The sequence below is a fragment of the Burkholderia pseudomultivorans genome (assembly GCF_902499075.1).
Lineage (GTDB): Bacteria > Pseudomonadota > Gammaproteobacteria > Burkholderiales > Burkholderiaceae > Burkholderia > Burkholderia pseudomultivorans.
Genome location: NZ_CABVPP010000093.1, coordinates 1 through 17,646 on the forward strand (window position 1 = coordinate 1; position 17,646 = coordinate 17,646).

Sequence of the window (17,646 nt, forward strand, 5' to 3'; positions counted from 1 at the left end):
GGCGCTCGCGCGCCTGCCGTGGGACCGCTGGGGCGGCTGGCTCGACGCGCGCGCGAACGGCGTCGGCCGGCGCCGCTGGCTCGCGCCGCTGCTGCTGCTGGCCGGCGCGCTGATGTGGGCGGCGGCCGGGATGTCGCCGCTGATGCCCGGGGCGCAGTTCGCGTTCTTCGCGATCGTCGCGGTGCTGGCGCTTGCGCTGCGCCGGCTGCCGGGCCATCTGCCGACGCTCGCGCTCGCGTCGCTGGCCTTGCTCGCGACGGTGCGCTACGTGTGGTGGCGCACGACGCAGACACTCGACTTCCGCGGCCCGGTCGAGGCGGTGGCCGGCTATCTGCTGTACGGCGCGGAAGCGTATACGTGGATGATCCTGCTGCTCGGCTTCGTGCAGACCGCATGGCCGCTCGACCGGCCGATCGTGCCGCTGTCCGGCGATCCCGACACGTGGCCGAGCGTCGACGTGTACATCCCGACCTACAACGAGCCGCTGTCGGTCGTGAAGCCGACCGTGTTCGCCGCGCAGAGCATCGACTGGCCTGCGGCCAAGCTGCGCGTGTATCTGCTCGACGACGGCCGGCGCCCCGAATTCGAGGCGTTCGCGCGCGAAGCCGGCATCGACTACCTGACGCGCGACGACAACCGGCACGCGAAGGCCGGCAACATCAACCGCGCGCTGCCGAAGACGCACGGCGAGTACATCGCGATCTTCGACTGCGATCACGTGCCGACCCGCTCGTTCCTGCAGACGACGATGGGCGTGTTCCTGCGCGACCCGAAATGCGCGCTGGTGCAGACGCCGCACCATTTCTTCTCGCCCGATCCGTTCGAGCGCAACCTCGGCACGTTCCGCGAGATCCCGAACGAGGGCAACCTGTTCTACGGGCTCGTGCAGTCCGGCAACGACCTGTGGAACGCGACTTTCTTCTGCGGGTCGTGCGCGGTGCTCCGGCGCACCGCGCTCGAGGAAGTCGGCGGCGTCGCGGTCGAGACCGTGACGGAAGACGCGCATACGGCGCTCAAGCTGCATCGCCGCGGCTACACGTCCGCATACCTGCCGACCGTGCAGGCGGCCGGCCTCGCGACCGAAAGCCTCGCGGGCCACGTGAAGCAGCGCACGCGCTGGGCGCGCGGGATGGCGCAGATCTTCCGCATCGACAACCCGTTCCTCGGGCGCGGGCTTGGCTTCGTGCAGCGGATCTGCTACGGCAACGCGATGCTGCATTTCTTCTACGGGATTCCGCGGCTCGTATTCCTGACGATTCCGCTCGCGTACCTGTTCTTCCACCTGTACTTCATCAACGCGTCGGCGCTCGCGCTCGCGAGCTACGTCGTGCCGTACCTGGTGCTCGCCAACGTCGCGAACTCGCGGATGCAGGGGCGCTACCGCCATTCGTTCTGGGCCGAGGTCTACGAGTCGGTGCTCGCGTGGTATATCGCGCTGCCGACCACCGTCGCGTTCTTCAGCCCGCAGCACGGCAAGTTCAACGTGACCGACAAGGGCGGGCGGATCGACGAAGGCTACGTCGACTGGTCGACGTCGAAGCCGTATCTCGTGCTGTTCGCGCTGAACGTGCTCGCGATCGCCGCGGGCCTGTGGCGGCTCGTGGCCGACCAGGGCGACGAGGCGTCGACGATCCTGATCACGCTCGGCTGGACCGTGTACAACCTCGCGATGCTCGGCGCGGCGCTGGCCGTCGCGCGCGAGACGAAGCAGGTGCGCGTCACGCACCGCATCGCGATGCGCGTGCCGGCCACGCTGCTGCTCGCCGACGGCACCACGGCCGCATGCTTCACCAGCGACTATTCGACCGGCGGCCTCGGTCTCGAAGCGGTGCCGGGCCTGTCGCTCGCGGTCGGCGACCCGCTGACGGTGTGCGTGACGCGCGGCGACCGTTCGTTCCCGTTCCCGGCGCGCGTGAGCCGCGTGACGCCGACGCACGTCGGCCTGAGTTTCGACGCGCTGACGCTCGAACAGGAGCGTCAGCTCGTGCAATGCACGTTCGGCCGCGCGGACGCGTGGCTCGACTGGCACGCGGGCGAACGGACCGACACGCCGCTGCGCGGACTGAAGGAAGTGCTGCGCGTCGGCCTCGACGGCTATGTGCGGATGTGGAAGGGCGCGATGCGCGGGCTGCAGGCCCTGCTGGCGCCGAAGCTCGATCGGGCGCGCGACTGATCGCGCGGCCATCACGGAGTGGTTTCGATGACGTTCTGGAATCTGTATTTCATCCTGAAGTTCGCGCTGTTCGCGACCGGTCACCTGCAGCCGTTCTGGCTCGCCAACCTCGGGTTCGCGCTGGCGCTCGCGGCGAGCGCGCCGATCCGCGCGCGCGCGTGGCGGATCGTGCGGCAGGTCGCGGCCGTCGCAATCGCGGTGCCGCTGCTCGCGCGCGAGCTGCATGCGCCGCCGCTCGCGCGGCTGGTCGAGGCCGCGCGCGAGGTCAGCACGTTCCGGCTCGACTACTGGATGGAGATCCTGCCGCGGCTGCTGCCGCCCGTGCTGCTGCTGACGGCGGCCGGCGCGCTGATCGTCTATTTCATCGTCAACCGCTGGCTGCGCGTCGCGACCTTCGTGATTGCGGCGCTGATCGTGATGCCGCTGTGGCAGGCCGGCAGCGGGCTGCTCGCGCGCGCGACGCCGAGCGTGCAGCAGGCGAACGCGACCGGCACGGCGCGCGCGGACCAGCCCGAGGATCACAACGCCGCGCTCGCGACGTTCCGCGCGCAGGAGTCGCAGCGGCAGGTCGCGTTCGGCCATCTCGGCAGCGACCCGGCCGCGCAGTTCGACGTGATCGTGCTGCATATCTGCTCGCTGTCGTGGGACGACCTCGATGCGGCGAAAATCCGCAACCATCCGATGCTGAGCCACTTCGACTATCTGTTCACGAACTTCAGCACGGCGGCGAGCTACAGCGGCCCCGCGGCGATTCGCGTGCTGCGCGCGAGCTGCGGGCAGGAGGCGCACGCGGACCTGTACAAACCCGCGCCGCAACAGTGCTACCTGTTCGCACAGCTCGCGAGCGCCGGCTACACGGTGCAGTCGCTGCTGAACCACGACGGCCATTTCGACAACTTCCTGCAGGTCGTGCACGACAACATCGGCGTGCCCGATGCGCCGCTGGTGTCGAACGACGCGGCACCCGTCGCGATGCACGCGTTCGACGGCTCGGCGATCAAGGACGACTATGCGACGCTCGCGAACTGGTACGCGCAGCGCGCGTCGGTGCCTGGGCCCGTCGCGCTGTACTACAACACGATCAGCCTGCATGACGGCAACCGCGTGATCGGCAGTTCGCTGACGAGCATCGATTCGTATCCGCAGCGCGCGACCAGGCTGATGAGCGACTTCGACCGGCTCGCCGACCTGATCGCGCAGTCGGGCCGGCGCGCGGTGATCGTGTTCGTGCCCGAGCACGGCGCCGCGTTGCGCGGCGACAAGAACCAGGTCGCGGGCCTGCGCGAGATCCCGACGCCGCGCATCGTGCACGGGCCGGTCGGCGTGCGGCTGGTCGGCTTTGCCGGCAACCACGGCACGACCACCGTGATCGACCAGCCGACCAGCTTCCTCGCGCTCGCGCAGCTGCTGTCGAACCTCGTGTCGAACAGCCCGTTCAAGCCCGGCGCGACGCTTGCGCAGTACGCGGCCGATCTGCCGCGCACGCGCATGGTCGGCGAGAACGAGGGCACGGTGACGATGCAGACGGCCGCGGGCTACGCGGTCAAGACTCCGGATGGCGTATGGATCGACGAACAGTGAACCCGACCGACGGCGACGACGATCGCCTGTCGCAGCCGAACGACGTGCTCGGCTTCGCGCGGCATCTGCCCGCATTCGATCCCGAATGCTATGTCGACGAGCAGGCGCGCCGCGCGTATGTCGACGCGCTCGAGCGCTGGCCGGTGCTGGCCAGGCTGATGGGGCTGACGCGCTGAGACGCGCACGCGCGGCGGGCGGCGCGCGTGCGTTCGGCTCGCCTCACGCCGCGCCGGCGCCGATGCGCGCTCAGTGCGCGTTGCGTTCCGGCTGGCGCGTCCATTCGTTTTCCTCGCCGGGCACCTTGCCGAAGGTTTGCGCGGCCCATGCGCTGCGCGCCGCGTCGATCTTCGCGCGCGAGCTCGACACGAAATTCCATTCGATGAAGCGTTCGCCGGGCAGGTGCGCGCCGCCGAGCAGCATCGCGCGCGCGCCGTTCGCGCTCGCCAGCGCGACGCTCGCGCCCGGTTCGAGCACGGCCATCGTCGCGGGCGCGAGCGGCGTGCCGTCGATGCTCAGGTCGCCGTCGACCAGATAGACGCCGCGCTCGTCGTGCTCCGCATCGAGCGCGAGCCGGCCGCCCGCGGCGAATTCGGCATACGCGTACAGCGTCGGCGAAAACACCGCGACCGGCGACGCGAGCCCGAACGCGGTGCCCGCGATCACGCACACGCGCGCACCGTCGCGTTCGAACGACGGCAGCGTGTCGGCCGGATGATGGGCGAACGCGGGCGCTGTGTCCTCGTGCTCGACCGGCAGCGCAACCCAGGTCTGGATGCCGTGCACGGGCTGCTCGCGCGGGCGATCGTCGTCGGGCGAGCGTTCCGAGTGGACGATGCCGCGCCCGGCCGTCATCCAGTTCACGTCGCCGGGCACGATCTTCTGCCGGAAGCCGAGGCTGTCGTGATGCATCAGCGTGCCGTCGAACAGGTAGGTGACGGTCGCGAGGCCGATATGCGGATGCGGCAGCACGTCGATGCCGCGGCCGGCCGGCAGTACTGCCGGCCCCATCTCGTCGAAGAAGATGAACGGGCCGACGAGACGTGCGGCGCGCGCGGGCAGCACGCGGCGCACGACGAGATTGCCGATGTCGCTTTCGCGCGGCGTGAGCAGGGTCTTGATCGATGCGGACATGATGAGGGCCTCGTAGTCGGTTCGGTGCGTCACGCGATCGCGGTGTCGATCGCGATCGGATGCGTGAGGATCCGGTGCACCGGGCATGCGTTCGCGATCTGCAGCAGGCGTTCGCGCTGCTCGCCGGACAACTCGCCGTCGAGCGTGATGCGGCGCGTGATCGTGCTGCCGGCGCTGCCCGATTCGTGCGCGAGCTTCACGTGCACTTCGGCCAGCGGCCAGCCCTTGCGCTGCGCATACATCTTCAGCGTGATCGCCGTGCATGCGCCGAGGCTCGACAGCAGCAGCGCGACCGGCGTCGGCGCGGCGTCGCCGCCGCCGAGCGGCGCGGGTTCGTCGGCGCGCCACTGGTGGACGCCGTCGCTGAAGTGGACCAGGTAATCGATCGAGCCGATGCTCGCTTCGACGGACAGTTCGCTCATGGGAATTCCAGGTAGGAAAGAGGCCGGCACCGGCGCCGGCCGTTACGGTTCGAGCAGCCGCTGCAGGCGCAGTTCCTCGAAATCGAGTTCGGATTCGATGCGGTGGAGCACCGCGTCGTCGACCTTGCCGTCGCGGTGCAGATCGAGCAGCGCCTGGCGCGACACGCCGACGAGCTCGAGTTCGACGCGCAGCATGCGGGCGCGCGCGTCGGCGCGGGCCGCGCCGCGCAGGTGCGCGCCTTCGTTCGCCGTCACGCGGTTCCGGTATTCGGCCAGCAGCCGGTCGAGCGCTGCGCGTTCGAGGTCCGACCCGCGTCGTTCGAGCGCGGCGAGCGACGCGCCGAACGTGTGGGCGCGCACCGCGTGCTCGGACATCGTGTGCCGCGCGGCCGGCCGCAGTTTCAGCAGCCGGATCATCGGCGCGAGCGTGCCGCCCTGCAGCACGAGCGTCGCGATGATCAGCAGGAACGTGCTGAAGACGATCAGGTCGCGGCCGGGGAAGTCGGTCGGCAGCGCCAGCGCGGCCGCGAGGCTGACGACGCCGCGCATGCCGGACCAGCCGAGCACGACGGCCTCGCGAAACGACCAGCGCGGTCGATCATGTCGTTGCGTGCGCAACTTTCCAGGTAGCCACATCGCGGCGAGCACCCACACGACGCGCGCGGCGATCGCGGCGGCGGTCGCGGGCAGCGCGACGCGCAGGCCGGCGATCAGCACCGCGCCTTCATGGTTCACGCGCGCGAGGATGCCGTGCAGCGCCAGACCGATCAGGATGAACACGAGCGCGTCGAGCACGAACACGATCGCTTCCCAGGTCGCCTTCGCCTTGATCCGCAGGTCGGCGTCGAACACGCGATGCTGGCGCACGCCGAGCACGAGGCCGCAGGTCACGACGGACAGCACGCCGGAGCCGTGCACGGCTTCCGCGATTCCGTAGCTGGCCCAGGCCATCACGAAGGTCACGACGATACCGAGCATCGGATCGCGCACGCGCGGAATCGCCCAGCTCATCGCATGGCCGCACGCGAGGCCGATCGCGATGCCGATCAGCGTGAGCGAGAAGAACAGGCCGGTCGCGCTGGCGGTCGTGATCGCAACCGCCAGCGTGGCCGATACGGCCATCTGGTACAGCAGCAGGCCGGACGCATCGTTGACGAGGCTTTCGCCTTCGAGCACGGCGACCAGCCGCGCGGGCAGCGGATAGCGCTGCAGGATCGCCTTCGCGGCGACCGCGTCGGGCGGCGACACGATCGCGCCGAGCGTGAAGCATGCGGCCCACGGCATCGCCGGGTTGGCCGCATGCACGGCGACGGCGACCGCGGCGGTCGTGAACGCGACCGCGCCGAGCGCGAGCGACGCGATCGATGCCAGTTCGTGACGGAATTCCTTCCACGCGGTATAGAAGCCGCTCGACATCAGCAGCGGCGGCAGCACTGCTGCGAGCAGCAGCGCCGGATCCATGTCGGGCACGCGCCGGCCCGCGACGGCGACCACGCAGCCGCCGAGCAGCAGCACGACGGCCGGCGGGATCGACACGCGCTCGGCGAGCCACGTGAGCGCGCCCGCGCCGCAGATCAACAGCAGCAGGTAATGGAACAGCTCGACGTTGCTCATGCGCGAGCAGGCAGGCGGCTCATCAGGACGGCTCGCGTTTGTGCGCGGCGCCACCGGCGATCTTGCCGCCCGGCAGCGGGCCGAACATGTGCTGGCTGCATTGTGCATCGCGCCATGCCGTGTGCAGCCGGTTCCCGGCCAGCATCCGCCGCGCGACGGGCAGGATCTGCTCGCCGGCCAGCATGCCGAGCAGCCCGGTCAGCGCGATGATCGGCGGCGCCGGCGAATTGACGCCGATCGCGCCGTAGATGACGCCGGCGAGGATGCCGGCGAGCAGCGAGTAGAAATAGGATTTCATGTCGAGTGTCTCGTGAGGGCTGATCGGCGACTCATCGCATGCCGTAAGGTCTTGCAAGGGTAGCGGGTTTGCGTGAATAAAAAAAGCTCGGTACGCCACTGCGCGGCGTCCTTTATGGAATCGCACCGATTCCGTTTTTTGGGTGTTCGCGTCAAGCGTTTGCGGCTTAAATATTTCGAGCCGGAAACGATCCGGTGCATCGCACACCGGGCTCCTCCCGTTACGACGGTCGAGGCAGGCCTTTCCTTTCTCCGTTCAAAGGACGCACGCGCCATGAGCAATCCGAAGCTTGAAGTACTTACTCCGCAGAACAGCCAGCTGATCTTCATCGACCAGCAACCGCAGATGGCGTTCGGCGTGCAGTCGATCGATCGCCAGACGCTGAAGAACAACGTCGTCGGGCTCGCGAAGGCGGCCAGGGCATTCAACATTCCGACCACGATCACGACGGTCGAGACCGAAAGCTTTTCGGGTCACACCTACCCGGAACTGCTCGACGTGTTTCCGAACCAGAAGACGCTCGAGCGCACGTCGATGAACTCGTGGGACGACCAGAAGGTGCGCGATGCGCTGGCCGCGAACGGCCGCAAGAAGGTGATCGTGTCGGGGCTGTGGACCGAGGTCTGCAACACGACGTTCGCGCTGTGCGCGATGCTCGAAGGCGGCTACGAGATCTACATGGTCGCCGACGCCTCGGGCGGCACGTCGAAGGACGCGCACGACTTCGCGATGCAGCGGATGGTACAGGCCGGCGCGGTGCCGGTCACGTGGCAGCAGGTCATTCTTGAATGGCAGCGCGACTGGGCGCGTCGCGAAACGTACGACGCGGTGATGGATGTCGTGAAGGAGCACTCGGGCGCGTACGGGATGGGTGTCGACTACGCGTACACGATGGTCCACAAGGCGCCGCCGCGCACGGCGACGCCGCACGAGTCGCTCGCCGCCGTTCCGGCGAAGTGACGGGCTGCCGGTCGTGATCGTCGCGGCCGCCCGCTGCAAGGGATCGCCGCGGTCGCGGCGGCCTGTCGATCGCTCAGCCGGCCGGCAGCGCCCACGGCGCATGCAGGAAGTGCTCGGCGAGGTACTCGAGCAACACGGTCACGCGCGCAGCGCGCAGCATGCCGGGCGGCGTGACGAGGTTGACGTTGATGTCGGCGATCTTCCAGTCGGGCATCACTTCCTCGAGCTCGCCGCGCTGCAGCGCGTCCCACACCAGGAACTCCGGCTGAAGCGCGAGGCCATGCCCGGCGATCAGCGCGGGGCCGATCACGTCGGCGTTGTTGGTGCGGATGCGCCCGCGCACCGGCACGCCGAATTCCTCGCCCGACGCCGTGTGGCGGAAACGCCAGAACTCGGGCGTCGGCAGGTTCGTGTAGGTCAGGCACACGTGCTGTTCGAGATCGCCCGGATGCGCGGGGCAGCCGCACCGGTCGAGATACGCGGGCGACGCGACGAGCGGCCGGCGCACCGCGCAGAGCCGGCGCGAGCGCAGCGACGAATCGCTCAGCTCGGCGATCCGGATCGCGACGTCGAAGCCGCCGGACACGATGTCGACGATGTGGTCGGTGAGCACGAGATCGATGTCGACGCGCGGATAGCGTTCGAGAAAGCCGGGCAGCAACGGCGACAGATGGCGCAGGCCGAACGACATCGGTGCATTCACGCGCAAGAGGCCGTGCGGTTCGAGCGCCTGCGCGGACGCTTCGCTCTCGATCAGCTCCGCATCGGCGAGCAGGCGGATCGCGCGGTCGCGCAGCAGTTCGCCGGTGGGCGTGAGCGACAGCTTGCGCGAGGTCCGGTACAGCAGCATCGCGCCGAGGCGCTTTTCGAGGCGCGCGATCGCTTTCGACACGGTCGGCTGCGACACGCCGAGCAGGTCGGCGGCTTTTGCGAACGAACCGGTCTCCGCGACGCGCGCGAAGATGGCCCAGGCTTCGAGATCGGGAAGGTGTTGCATGGCTGGAAGAGGTGGCAATGAAGCGGGCCGGCTGCAGCGAATCACGAAGCCGATGCGACGCGTCGTGCAGCAAGGCGGGCGATGAAGGCCCATTCTAATCCGGCCGGGAGAACAACCGTATGGAATCTTATCTACTTTCGTTGGGCGCGGGTGTGTTGATCGGCGTGGTGTACAGCGTCATCAAGGTCCGCTCGCCCGCACCGCCGCTGATTGCACTGATCGGCCTGGCCGGGATGCTGGTCGGCGCGCAGATCGTCGCGCCGGTTCGTCACTGGCTGGGCTTCTAATTTCATCGAGGATACGTTCATGAGCGCAACCGATACTCAACCGGATCTGATCCTTCACAACGGAAGGTTCACGACCCTCGATCGTGCGAACCCGATCGCCGCGGCCGTGGCGATCAAGGACGGCCGCTTCGTCGCGGTCGGCAACGACGCGGACGTGATGCCGCTTGCCGGCCGTGGGACAAAGGTCGTCGACCTCGACGGCCGCACGGTGCTGCCGGGCCTGATCGACAACCACTGCCACGTGATTCGCGGCGGCCTGAACTACAACATGGAGCTGCGCTGGGACGGCGTGCCGTCGCTCGCGGTCGCGATGGAGATGCTCAGGCGGCAGGTCGCGGTCACGCCCGCGCCGCAATGGGTGCGCGTGGTCGGCGGCTTCACCGAGCATCAGTTCGTCGAGAAGCGCCTGCCGACGATCGACGAACTCAACGCGGCTGCGCCCGACACGCCGGTGTTCATCCTGCACCTGTACGACCGCGCGCTGCTGAACGCGGCCGCGCTGCGCGTGGTCGGCTACACAAAGGACACGCCCGAGCCGCCGGGCGGCACGATCCTGCGCGATGCGGCGGGCAATCCGACCGGCCTGCTGCTCGCGAACCCGAACGCGACGATCCTCTACGCGACGCTCGCGAAGGGCCCGAAGCTGCCGTTCGAATACCAGTACAACTCGACGCGCCACTTCATGCGCGAGCTGAACCGGCTCGGCGTGACGGGCGTGATCGATGCGGGCGGCGGCTCGCAGAACTATCCCGACGATTACGAGGTGATCCGCAAGCTGCACGACGCGGGCGAGATGACGATCCGCATCGCGTACAACCTGTTCACGCAGAAGCCGAACGCGGAGAAGGAAGACTTCGTGAACTGGACGAACAGCGTCACGTATCACGACGGCACCGATTATTTCCGCCACAACGGCGCGGGCGAAATGCTGGTGTTCTCGGCGGCCGACTTCGAGGATTTCCGCGTCGCGCGCCCGGACCTGCCGGCGCAGATGGAGGACGATCTCGAAGGCGTCGTGCGCGTGCTCGCGCAGAACCGCTGGCCGTGGCGCATGCACGCGACCTACGACGAAACGATCAGCCGCGCACTCGACGTGTTCGAGAAGGTCGACAAGGACATTCCGCTGGCCGGTCTGAACTGGTTCTTCGATCACGCGGAAACCGTATCCGAAAAATCGATGGATCGTATCGCCGCGCTCGGCGGCGGCATCGCGGTCCAGCACCGGATGGCGTACCAGGGAGAGTATTTCGTCGAGCGCTACGGCGCGCAGGCGGCCGAGGCGACGCCGCCGGTCGCGAAGATGCTGTCGAAGGGGCTGAAGGTGTCGGCCGGCACCGACGCGACGCGCGTCGCGTCGTACAACCCGTGGGTGTCGCTCGCGTGGCTGGTGACGGGCAAGACGGTCGGCGGGCTGCGGATGTATCCGCAGCGCAACCTGCTCGATCGCGAGACGGCGCTGCGTATGTGGACCGAGTACGTGACGTGGTTCTCGAACGAGGAAGGCAGGAAAGGGCGCATCGCGGTCGGGCAGCTGGCCGACCTGATGGTCCCGGATCGCGATTTCTTCGCGTGCGCGGAGGACGAGATTGCCGACACGACCGCGTTGCTGACGGTGGTCGGCGGCAAGATCGTGTGGGGCGCGGGGCCGTTCGCGTCGCACGACGCGCCGATTCCGCCCGCGATGCCCGACTGGTCGCCGGTGCGCGAGTACGGCGGCTACGGCGGCTGGGGCGCGACGCAGCGCAACGGCGCACCGCTGCAGCGCGCGGCGGCCGCGGCGATGTGCGGCTGCGCGACCGCGTGCGGGCTGCACGGGCACGCGCATGCGAGCGCGTGGGGCAGCGCGTTGCCGACCTCGGACGCGAAGGGCTTCTGGGGCGCGTTCGGCTGTTCGTGCTGGGCCGTCTGAGATGGCGCCCGGAACTGGCAATCCGGCATGGATCCGCGCGCTGCTGTCGCAGCCGTGGATGCTGCCGGCCGCGCGGCTCGCGCTGGTGTCCGCGTATCTGATCGGCGGCATCGGCAAGGCGCTGGATTTCGACGGCGCGGTCGCGGAGCAGGCGCGCTTCGGCCTGCACCCGGCCGCGCTATGGGCGGTGCTGGCGATCGCGGTCGAGATCGTCGGCTCGCTGTGCGTGGTGTTGCGCCGCTTCACGTGGCTCGGCGCGGGCGGCCTCGGCATGCTGACGCTCGTCGCGACGACGGTGGCGAACGACTTCTGGAACCAGGCGGGCGCCGCGCGTTTCATGGCGCTCAACAGCTTTTTCGAGCATCTCGGGCTGATCGCGGCGCTTGTGCTCGCGACCGTGCTCGACGATGCGAAGCGTGCGAGCGACGAAGCGCACGCGTAACCGGCAGCATCATTCGATGAAACAACAAGGACCTCAGATCATGAAAACCATTCGTTCCGCATTGCTTGCGATCACGATCGCGGCCGGCTTCGTCGCGGCGCCGGCGTCGTTCGCCAAGCCGCCGGCGGTTGCCGCGGCGGCGCCGGTGCTGGCCGTCGGGCCGCAGTACGACACGACGCACGTGTACGTGGCGCCCGAGGATTTCGACCGCTTCACCGACAGCTTCGTCGCGACCTTCGGCGGCGCGAAGTCGAAGCAGGGCGTGTTCCAGGTCACGCCCACGCCGAGCCAGACGATGTCGCAACTCGTGTTCACGCCGGCCGGCACGATTTCCGTGTTCGGCTTCAAGACGCCGGTTCCCTGGCCGTTCGGCGCGGAGCGTACCGGTTATCTCGTCACCGACATGGACGCCGCGATGAAGGCGGCGCGCGCACACGGCGCAGATGTGATCGTCGACACGTTTCCCGATCCGATCGGCCGCGACGCAGTGATCGCGTGGGCGGGCGGCGTGAAGATGCAGCTCTACTGGCACACCGAGGCGCCGCACTACGATGCGCTGCAGACGATTCCGGAGAATCGTGTCTACGTGTCGCCGCAGAGCGTGCGCAAGTTCGTGCACGACTTCGTCAAGTTCTCGAACGGCAAGGTCGTGTCCGACACGCTCAAGGCGCCCGGCGTGGAGATCGGCCGGCCGAACGACACCTATCGCCGCATCCGCATCGAGTCGGGCTTCGGCAAGATGACCGTGCTGGTGACCGACGGGCATCTGCCTTACCCGTTCGGCCGCGAGATGACCGGCTATGAGGTCGCCGATCTGGCGGCGACGCTGAAGAAGGCGGAAGCGGCGGGCGTGACGGTGCTGGTGCCGCCGTTCGCGTCGGACGGTCGCGAAGCGGCGCTGGTGCAGTTCCCGGGCGGCTATGTCGCGGAGATCCACGCGAGCGCCGCGCGATGAAACACGAGGACACGATCCTTGCCGCGGTGGCGGGCTTCGTCGACACGCTGAGCTTCGTCGCGCTGTTCGGGTTGTTCACCGCGCACGTGACGGGCAACTTCGTGCTGATCGGTGCGGGCGTCGCGGGCTTCGGGCAGGGCGTCCTGCTGAAGCTGAGCGTGTTTCCGGCGTTCGTGTGCGGCGTCGTCGCGAGCAGCCTGATCGCGCGGTCCCTGTCCGCGCGGCCCGCGTGGCAGGGTGCCCGCGCGCTGCACGCGGTGCAGGCCGTGCTGCTGCTCGGCTTCTGTCTGGCCGGCGTGTGGGCGACGCCGGTCACGCAGTCCGACAGCCTGCCGGTGCTCGTGGCCGGCATCGTCGGTACCTTCGCGATGGGCATCCAGAACGCGCATCCGCGCGTGATTCCGCGTGCCGGCGTGCCCAACACGGTGATGACCGGCAACGTCACGCAGGCGATCCTCGATGTCGTCGACCTGCTGTCCGCCGGCACGGCCGACGCCGCGCGCGCGACCGCGCGGGCGCGCTTCGGCAAGATGCTGCCGGCGATCGTCGCGTTCGCGTTGGGTGCGATGGGCGGCGCGCTCGGCTTCCGCCAGGTCGGTTTCTGGGCGTTGCTGGTGCCGGCCGGTGCGCTGGCGGCACTGGCGGTGTGCGCGGGGGCGTTCGCCCCGCCGGTCACGCAGGAGCGCGCATGATCGTGCGGGAAGAAAGGGGACGGTGCGGCCGCACGGGCCGCGTCGACGAATGGGTTCGTGAAGAGATGGCTGCCATGACAAGACAGGGTGGCGTGGCAAAGCGGGGGTATTGCGTGGACCGGGCGGCCCGTGCGTCGGTCGTCGTGGGGCTGCTGCTCGCGGGCGCCGATCCGGCGTTCGCGGACCCGGCGAGCACGCCGACGGCCGCCGACAGCGCGACGGCCCCGGCCGCCGCCGCGACGTGCACGGCCAAGCGGCCGACCGTGCTGTTCAACCGCTGGCAGGAAGACTGGTCGGTGCTCGCCAATCCGTGCGTGCCGCGCGCGCCGCTCGACGGGTTGAAGTACATCCCGCTCGGCAACGATCCGGCTTCCTATCTATCGCTCGGCGTGAACCTGCGCGAGCGGCTGGAGACCAACGACGCGCCGCTATTCGGCATCGGCTCCGCGCAGTCGGACACATACCTGATCCAGCGCGTCGAAGTGCATGCCGATGCGCATCTCGGCCAGCACTGGCAGTTCTTCGTGCAGCTGCAGGACGATCGCGCGTTCGGCAAGAACACGATTTCGCCGGTCGACAAGAACCCGCTCGATCTCGAGCAGGCGTTCGCGACCTACACGGGTGCGCTCGGCGGCGGCACCTTCAAGTTCCGGGTCGGCCGCCAGGAGATGGCGTTCGATCTGCAGCGCTTCATCGCCGCGCGCGACGGCCCGAACGTGCGGCAGGCGTTCGATGCGGTGTGGGCCGACTACGAATATCAGAAATGGCGCTTCATTGGATACGCAACGCAGCCGGTGCAGAATCGCTCGACGTCTACATTCGACGACGTGTCGAACCGCGACCTCACGTTCAGCGGCGTGCGCTTCGAGCGGCAGTCGGTCGGGCCCGGCGACCTGTCCGGCTACTGGTCGCGCTACAACCGCAGCAACGCGCGCTTTCTCGACGCGAGCGGCGCCGAGCGGCGCGACGTGTGGGACCTGCGCTACAGCGGCACGCAGGGCCGCTTCGACTGGGATCTCGAAACGATGCTGCAGACGGGCACGGTCGGCGGCAGCACGATCCGCGCGTGGGCGGTCGGCTCGATCGCCGGCTACCGGCTCGATGCGCCGTGGTCGCCGCGCGTCGCGCTGCAGGTCGATGCGGCGTCGGGCGACCGGCATCCGCACGACGGCCGCGTCGGCACCTTCAACCCGCTGTTTCCGAACGGCTATTACTTCACGCTGGCCGGCTACACGGGCTACTCGAACCTGATTCACGTGAAGCCGTCCGTGACGCTGAAACCGTCGGCGAACCTGTCGCTGCTCGGCGCGCTCGGTTTCCAGTGGCGCGAGACGACCGCGGACGCCGTCTACCAGCAAGGCAGCGTCGCGGTGCCCGGCACCGCGGGCAAGGGCGGCCTGTGGACGGGCATGTACGTGCAGCTGCGCGCGGACTGGACGATCGCCGCGAACCTGATCGGCGCGATCGAGGCCGTGCACTTCCAGGTCGGCGACGCGATCCGGCAGGCGGGCGGGCACAACGCCGATTACGTCGGTGTCGAGCTCAAGTATGGGTGGTAGCGCGTGTCGAAGCGGCGCGGCGGGCACGGACTGCCGCGCCTCGGCCGCCGAACCGCCGCATGTCGCGGCGCGTCGGACAGCCGGGGGAGTGCAGGTGCTCGCTTATTCGGACGAGATGCTGATCGTGCACGGGCATGCGTCCGGTCGAGCGGAACAGCGCTGGACGCTCGGGCGCGCGCTGCGCTCCGGCCACTGCGCGTTGTCCGGCACGAAGATCGTTTGCGGCGATGTCGTCTTCAGCCCGCGCGGGCGAACGCCGGCCGATCCGAAAGCGATGATCCTCGCCGCGGCGCTCGACCGTCCGAATGTATCGGCGGTTCGGCCGCAGGTACAGGTGCTCGAGCGCTCGGCGCGGCTGCTGGTCGTGCGATGGGTCGAGCCGGGGCGCGCACACTTTGGCGAGCAGCACTGGAAGCCGGGGCGAGCGCGGCATGCGGACATCTGCGCGCTGTCGGGCGCGCGGATCGCATGCGGGGATGCGGTGTTTCGCCCGAGCGGGCGGCCGACGCCGCCGAATGCGCACGCGATGATTCTGGCGGTTGCGCTCGAGGGCGTCGACCGGTCGCGCGCATGAACCGCGAGCGATCGGTCGGCGAGGGGGAACGGTGGCGTGACGGGCGGCGGCCGGCGTGCGAAGCCGGCCGCTGCGCCGTTACAGGTTCGGCGACAGCTCGAGCGCGTTCGTCAGGTCGCCCATCGGCTGCGCGCCGTTGGCCTTCAGCGCGTCGTCGCGCTGCTGCAGGCCCGCGAGGCGCGGCAGCGAGAAGCGGCGCGTGATGAAGCGCAGGATCGACGCCGTGTCGTATTGCGTGTGATCGACGAAGCCCTTCTTCGCGAACGGCGACACGACCAGCGCCGGAATCCGCGTGCCCGGACCCCAGCGGTCGCCCTTCGGCGGCGCGACGTGATCCCAGAAGCCGCCGTTCTCGTCGTACGTGACGATCACGACCATGTTCTTCCACTGCGGGCTCGCCTGCAGGTGCGCGATCACGTTCGCGATGTGCTGGTCGCCGCTTGCGACGTCCGTGTAGCCCGGGTGTTCGTTCAGGTTGCCCTGCGGCTTGTAGAACGCGACCTGCGGCAGCGTGCCCGCGTCGATCGCCTTGATGAACTCGCTGCCGTCGGCGCCGCCGTCGAGCAGATGCTGCGCGCGGTTCGTGCTGCCCGGCGCCTGGTTCGCGTAGTAGTTGAACGGCTGGTGGTGCGGCTGGAAGTTCGGCGCCGTCATGTTCGCGCCGTAGATCACGTTCGCCGTGCCGTTCTGCGCGGCCTGCAGCGCCTGGCCCCAGGCGCCGCCGTACCAGGCCCACGACACGCCGGCGGCGCTCATCAGGTCGCCGATGTTCTTCTGCGTCTGCGGCGGCAGCGTCGTCGCGGCCGACGGATCGGCGAGGTTCGGATCGCCGCCCGACGCGGCCTTGTTGCCGCTCGGCTGATACGGCGGCTGCATCGTGTTGATCGCGTAGAAGTCCGGCGTCAGGTTGCCCGAGTTCACGAACTTCGGAACGCCGTCGAGCGCGGAAGCCGGCGAGTTGCTCGCGAGCGTCAGCGACTTGCCGTCCGCGTTCACGGCCGAGATCGACCCGGCCGCCGGGCTCTTGTCCGCGTTCGCGTAGAACGGCGCGCATGCGCAGATCAGGTATTGGTGGTTCAGGAACGAGCCGCCGAATGCGCCCATGAAGAAGTTGTCGGCGAGCGTGTATTGCTGCGCGATCTTCCACAGCGGCAGCTTCGACGCATCGGCCGTGTAGTGGCCCATCACGAGGCCGCCCGAGTCGGCCCAGGCGGCGAACATGTCGTTCTTGCCGCCGTTGATCTGCATCTGGTTCTCGTAGAAACGGTGATACAGGTCGCGCGTCGTCACGCTCATCGACGTGTTGAAGCCCTTCGGATCGTCGATCGCGAACGGCGCGTTCGGCAGGTTCTCCGTCATCGCCTCGGTCACGGCCGGCGTCACGCCCTTCGCGGTCAGGCCGTTCCAGACCTTCGGCAGCGTCGCGAGCGGCTGCCCGTTGCGATCCTTCTGCTGCGCGCTCGCGGCCGTCACGTTCTGCAGGCCGTTCGCGCCCGGGTAGTTGCCGTACAGGTTGTCGAAGCTGCGGTTTTCCGCATAGATCACGACGACGTTCTTCACGGCCGACAGGCCCTGCTGCTGTACGTCGTCGCCGCCGCAGGCGGAAAGGGCGGCCGCCGCCGCAATGGCGATCGGCGTGAAGCGAATCCAGGCGTGGTTCTTCATGCGTTGTGCTCTCATCTCTCTTGTCGCGTGGGGACCGGCGCGTCGTTTTCCCGGTCGGCTCCCGAAGCCGACCGCGGCATGTCCGGCTGTAAGCATTTTGAGGGCGCGATTTGACAGGCAGGTGTAGGCGTCCTTTCGATTGCCTGTCGATGTGCCGTCATGGAACGGACACGCGGCTGACATAAACTCCGGCCGCTCCTGAACCCACTTTCCGATGAATCGATGAAGCTTCGCCATCCGACCACCCGCGCGCTCACGCGCTCGTGGCTGCATCTGGCCGGCGCGCTCGCGCTGGCGACCGGGCTGGCAACCGTTGCCGGCTGCGACGGACAGCCCGGCGCGGGCGCGCCTCCCGCACCGCCCGCCAGCGCCGCGAACACCGCCGGC

General features: G+C 68.8%; 17 protein-coding genes. 11 read left to right on the forward strand and 6 right to left on the reverse strand.

Annotated elements, in window-relative coordinates; all coding sequences use genetic code 11:
* The 3 genes from bcsA to BST28156_RS33025 form a co-directional block, all read left to right on the forward strand.
* Positions 1 to 2,173 (forward strand): UDP-forming cellulose synthase catalytic subunit (gene bcsA, locus BST28156_RS33015; protein ID WP_174904427.1); only part of this gene is annotated, 2,173 nt, incomplete at its 5' end.
* Between the two features lie 27 nt (positions 2,174 to 2,200).
* Entirely contained in the window at positions 2,201 to 3,754 is a 1,554-nt protein-coding gene (gene bcsG, locus BST28156_RS33020) for a cellulose biosynthesis protein BcsG (RefSeq protein ID WP_174904428.1), read from the forward strand.
* The gene (locus BST28156_RS33025; RefSeq protein ID WP_060242041.1) at positions 3,736 to 3,930 is read left to right on the forward strand and encodes a hypothetical protein; all 195 of its coding nucleotides are present in this window, start codon (positions 3,736 to 3,738) and stop codon (positions 3,928 to 3,930) included. The genes bcsG and BST28156_RS33025 overlap by 19 nt, the downstream gene beginning before the upstream one ends.
* A gap of 70 nt (positions 3,931 to 4,000) precedes the next feature.
* Here the strand turns inward: BST28156_RS33025 and BST28156_RS33030 are convergent, their stop codons facing one another.
* The 4 genes from BST28156_RS33030 to BST28156_RS33045 are packed head-to-tail and all read right to left on the reverse strand — an operon-like array spanning position 4,001 to position 7,219.
* Positions 4,001 to 4,885, reverse strand: coding sequence for a pirin family protein (locus tag BST28156_RS33030; RefSeq protein ID WP_174904429.1), 885 nt, complete (start codon positions 4,883 to 4,885; stop codon positions 4,001 to 4,003).
* A gap of 29 nt (positions 4,886 to 4,914) precedes the next feature.
* Positions 4,915 to 5,307 carry an OsmC family protein gene (locus tag BST28156_RS33035; RefSeq protein ID WP_060242044.1) on the reverse strand — a complete coding sequence of 131 codons (393 nt, stop codon included), beginning with the start codon at positions 5,305 to 5,307 and terminating at the stop codon, positions 4,915 to 4,917.
* 42 nt (positions 5,308 to 5,349) lie between these two features.
* Positions 5,350 to 6,921 carry a cation:proton antiporter gene (locus BST28156_RS33040; RefSeq protein ID WP_174904430.1) on the reverse strand — a complete coding sequence of 524 codons (1,572 nt, stop codon included), beginning with the start codon at positions 6,919 to 6,921 and terminating at the stop codon, positions 5,350 to 5,352.
* Between the two features lie 22 nt (positions 6,922 to 6,943).
* Positions 6,944 to 7,219 carry a XapX domain-containing protein gene (locus BST28156_RS33045; RefSeq protein WP_060242048.1) on the reverse strand — a complete coding sequence of 92 codons (276 nt, stop codon included), beginning with the start codon at positions 7,217 to 7,219 and terminating at the stop codon, positions 6,944 to 6,946.
* Positions 7,220 to 7,492: 273 nt separating this feature from the next.
* Between BST28156_RS33045 and BST28156_RS33050 the strand changes: the two genes are divergently transcribed.
* A complete protein-coding gene (locus BST28156_RS33050; RefSeq protein WP_059518344.1) occupies positions 7,493 to 8,179 on the forward strand; it encodes a hydrolase in 687 nt (228 codons plus the stop codon).
* Positions 8,180 to 8,252: 73 nt separating this feature from the next.
* Here the strand turns inward: BST28156_RS33050 and BST28156_RS33055 are convergent, their stop codons facing one another.
* On the reverse strand, positions 8,253 to 9,176 hold the full coding sequence (locus BST28156_RS33055; RefSeq protein ID WP_174904431.1) for a LysR family transcriptional regulator: 924 nt from the start codon (positions 9,174 to 9,176) through the stop codon (positions 8,253 to 8,255).
* 119 nt (positions 9,177 to 9,295) lie between these two features.
* Between BST28156_RS33055 and BST28156_RS33060 the strand changes: the two genes are divergently transcribed.
* From BST28156_RS33060 to BST28156_RS35230, 7 genes are all read left to right on the forward strand, one after another.
* Positions 9,296 to 9,463 carry a DUF1427 family protein gene (locus BST28156_RS33060; RefSeq protein WP_009690936.1) on the forward strand — a complete coding sequence of 56 codons (168 nt, stop codon included), beginning with the start codon at positions 9,296 to 9,298 and terminating at the stop codon, positions 9,461 to 9,463.
* A 19-nt stretch (positions 9,464 to 9,482) separates the two neighbouring features.
* Positions 9,483 to 11,372 (forward strand): amidohydrolase, encoded by a 1,890-nt coding sequence (locus tag BST28156_RS33065; protein ID WP_174904432.1) that lies wholly within the window; start codon positions 9,483 to 9,485, stop codon positions 11,370 to 11,372.
* A gap of 1 nt (position 11,373) precedes the next feature.
* Positions 11,374 to 11,814 carry a DoxX family protein gene (locus BST28156_RS33070; RefSeq protein ID WP_174904433.1) on the forward strand — a complete coding sequence of 147 codons (441 nt, stop codon included), beginning with the start codon at positions 11,374 to 11,376 and terminating at the stop codon, positions 11,812 to 11,814.
* Positions 11,815 to 11,854: 40 nt separating this feature from the next.
* Positions 11,855 to 12,769 (forward strand): VOC family protein, encoded by a 915-nt coding sequence (locus BST28156_RS33075; protein ID WP_174904434.1) that lies wholly within the window; start codon positions 11,855 to 11,857, stop codon positions 12,767 to 12,769.
* Positions 12,766 to 13,461, forward strand: a complete 696-nt coding sequence (locus tag BST28156_RS33080; protein WP_060242058.1) for a YoaK family protein — start codon at positions 12,766 to 12,768, stop codon at positions 13,459 to 13,461. Before BST28156_RS33075 ends, BST28156_RS33080 begins: the two co-directional genes overlap by 4 nt.
* 74 nt (positions 13,462 to 13,535) lie before the next feature.
* The gene (locus BST28156_RS33085; RefSeq protein WP_174904435.1) at positions 13,536 to 15,020 is read left to right on the forward strand and encodes an alginate export family protein; all 1,485 of its coding nucleotides are present in this window, start codon (positions 13,536 to 13,538) and stop codon (positions 15,018 to 15,020) included.
* A 94-nt stretch (positions 15,021 to 15,114) separates the two neighbouring features.
* Complete coding sequence (locus tag BST28156_RS35230) at positions 15,115 to 15,594, forward strand: DUF3331 domain-containing protein (RefSeq protein WP_409070505.1); 480 nt, start codon at positions 15,115 to 15,117, stop codon at positions 15,592 to 15,594.
* A gap of 78 nt (positions 15,595 to 15,672) precedes the next feature.
* Here the strand turns inward: BST28156_RS35230 and BST28156_RS33095 are convergent, their stop codons facing one another.
* Positions 15,673 to 17,274: an acid phosphatase gene (locus BST28156_RS33095; protein WP_310722186.1), complete on the reverse strand. Its 1,602-nt coding sequence runs from the start codon at positions 17,272 to 17,274 to the stop codon at positions 15,673 to 15,675.
* Positions 17,275 to 17,646: the final 372 nt, after the last annotated feature.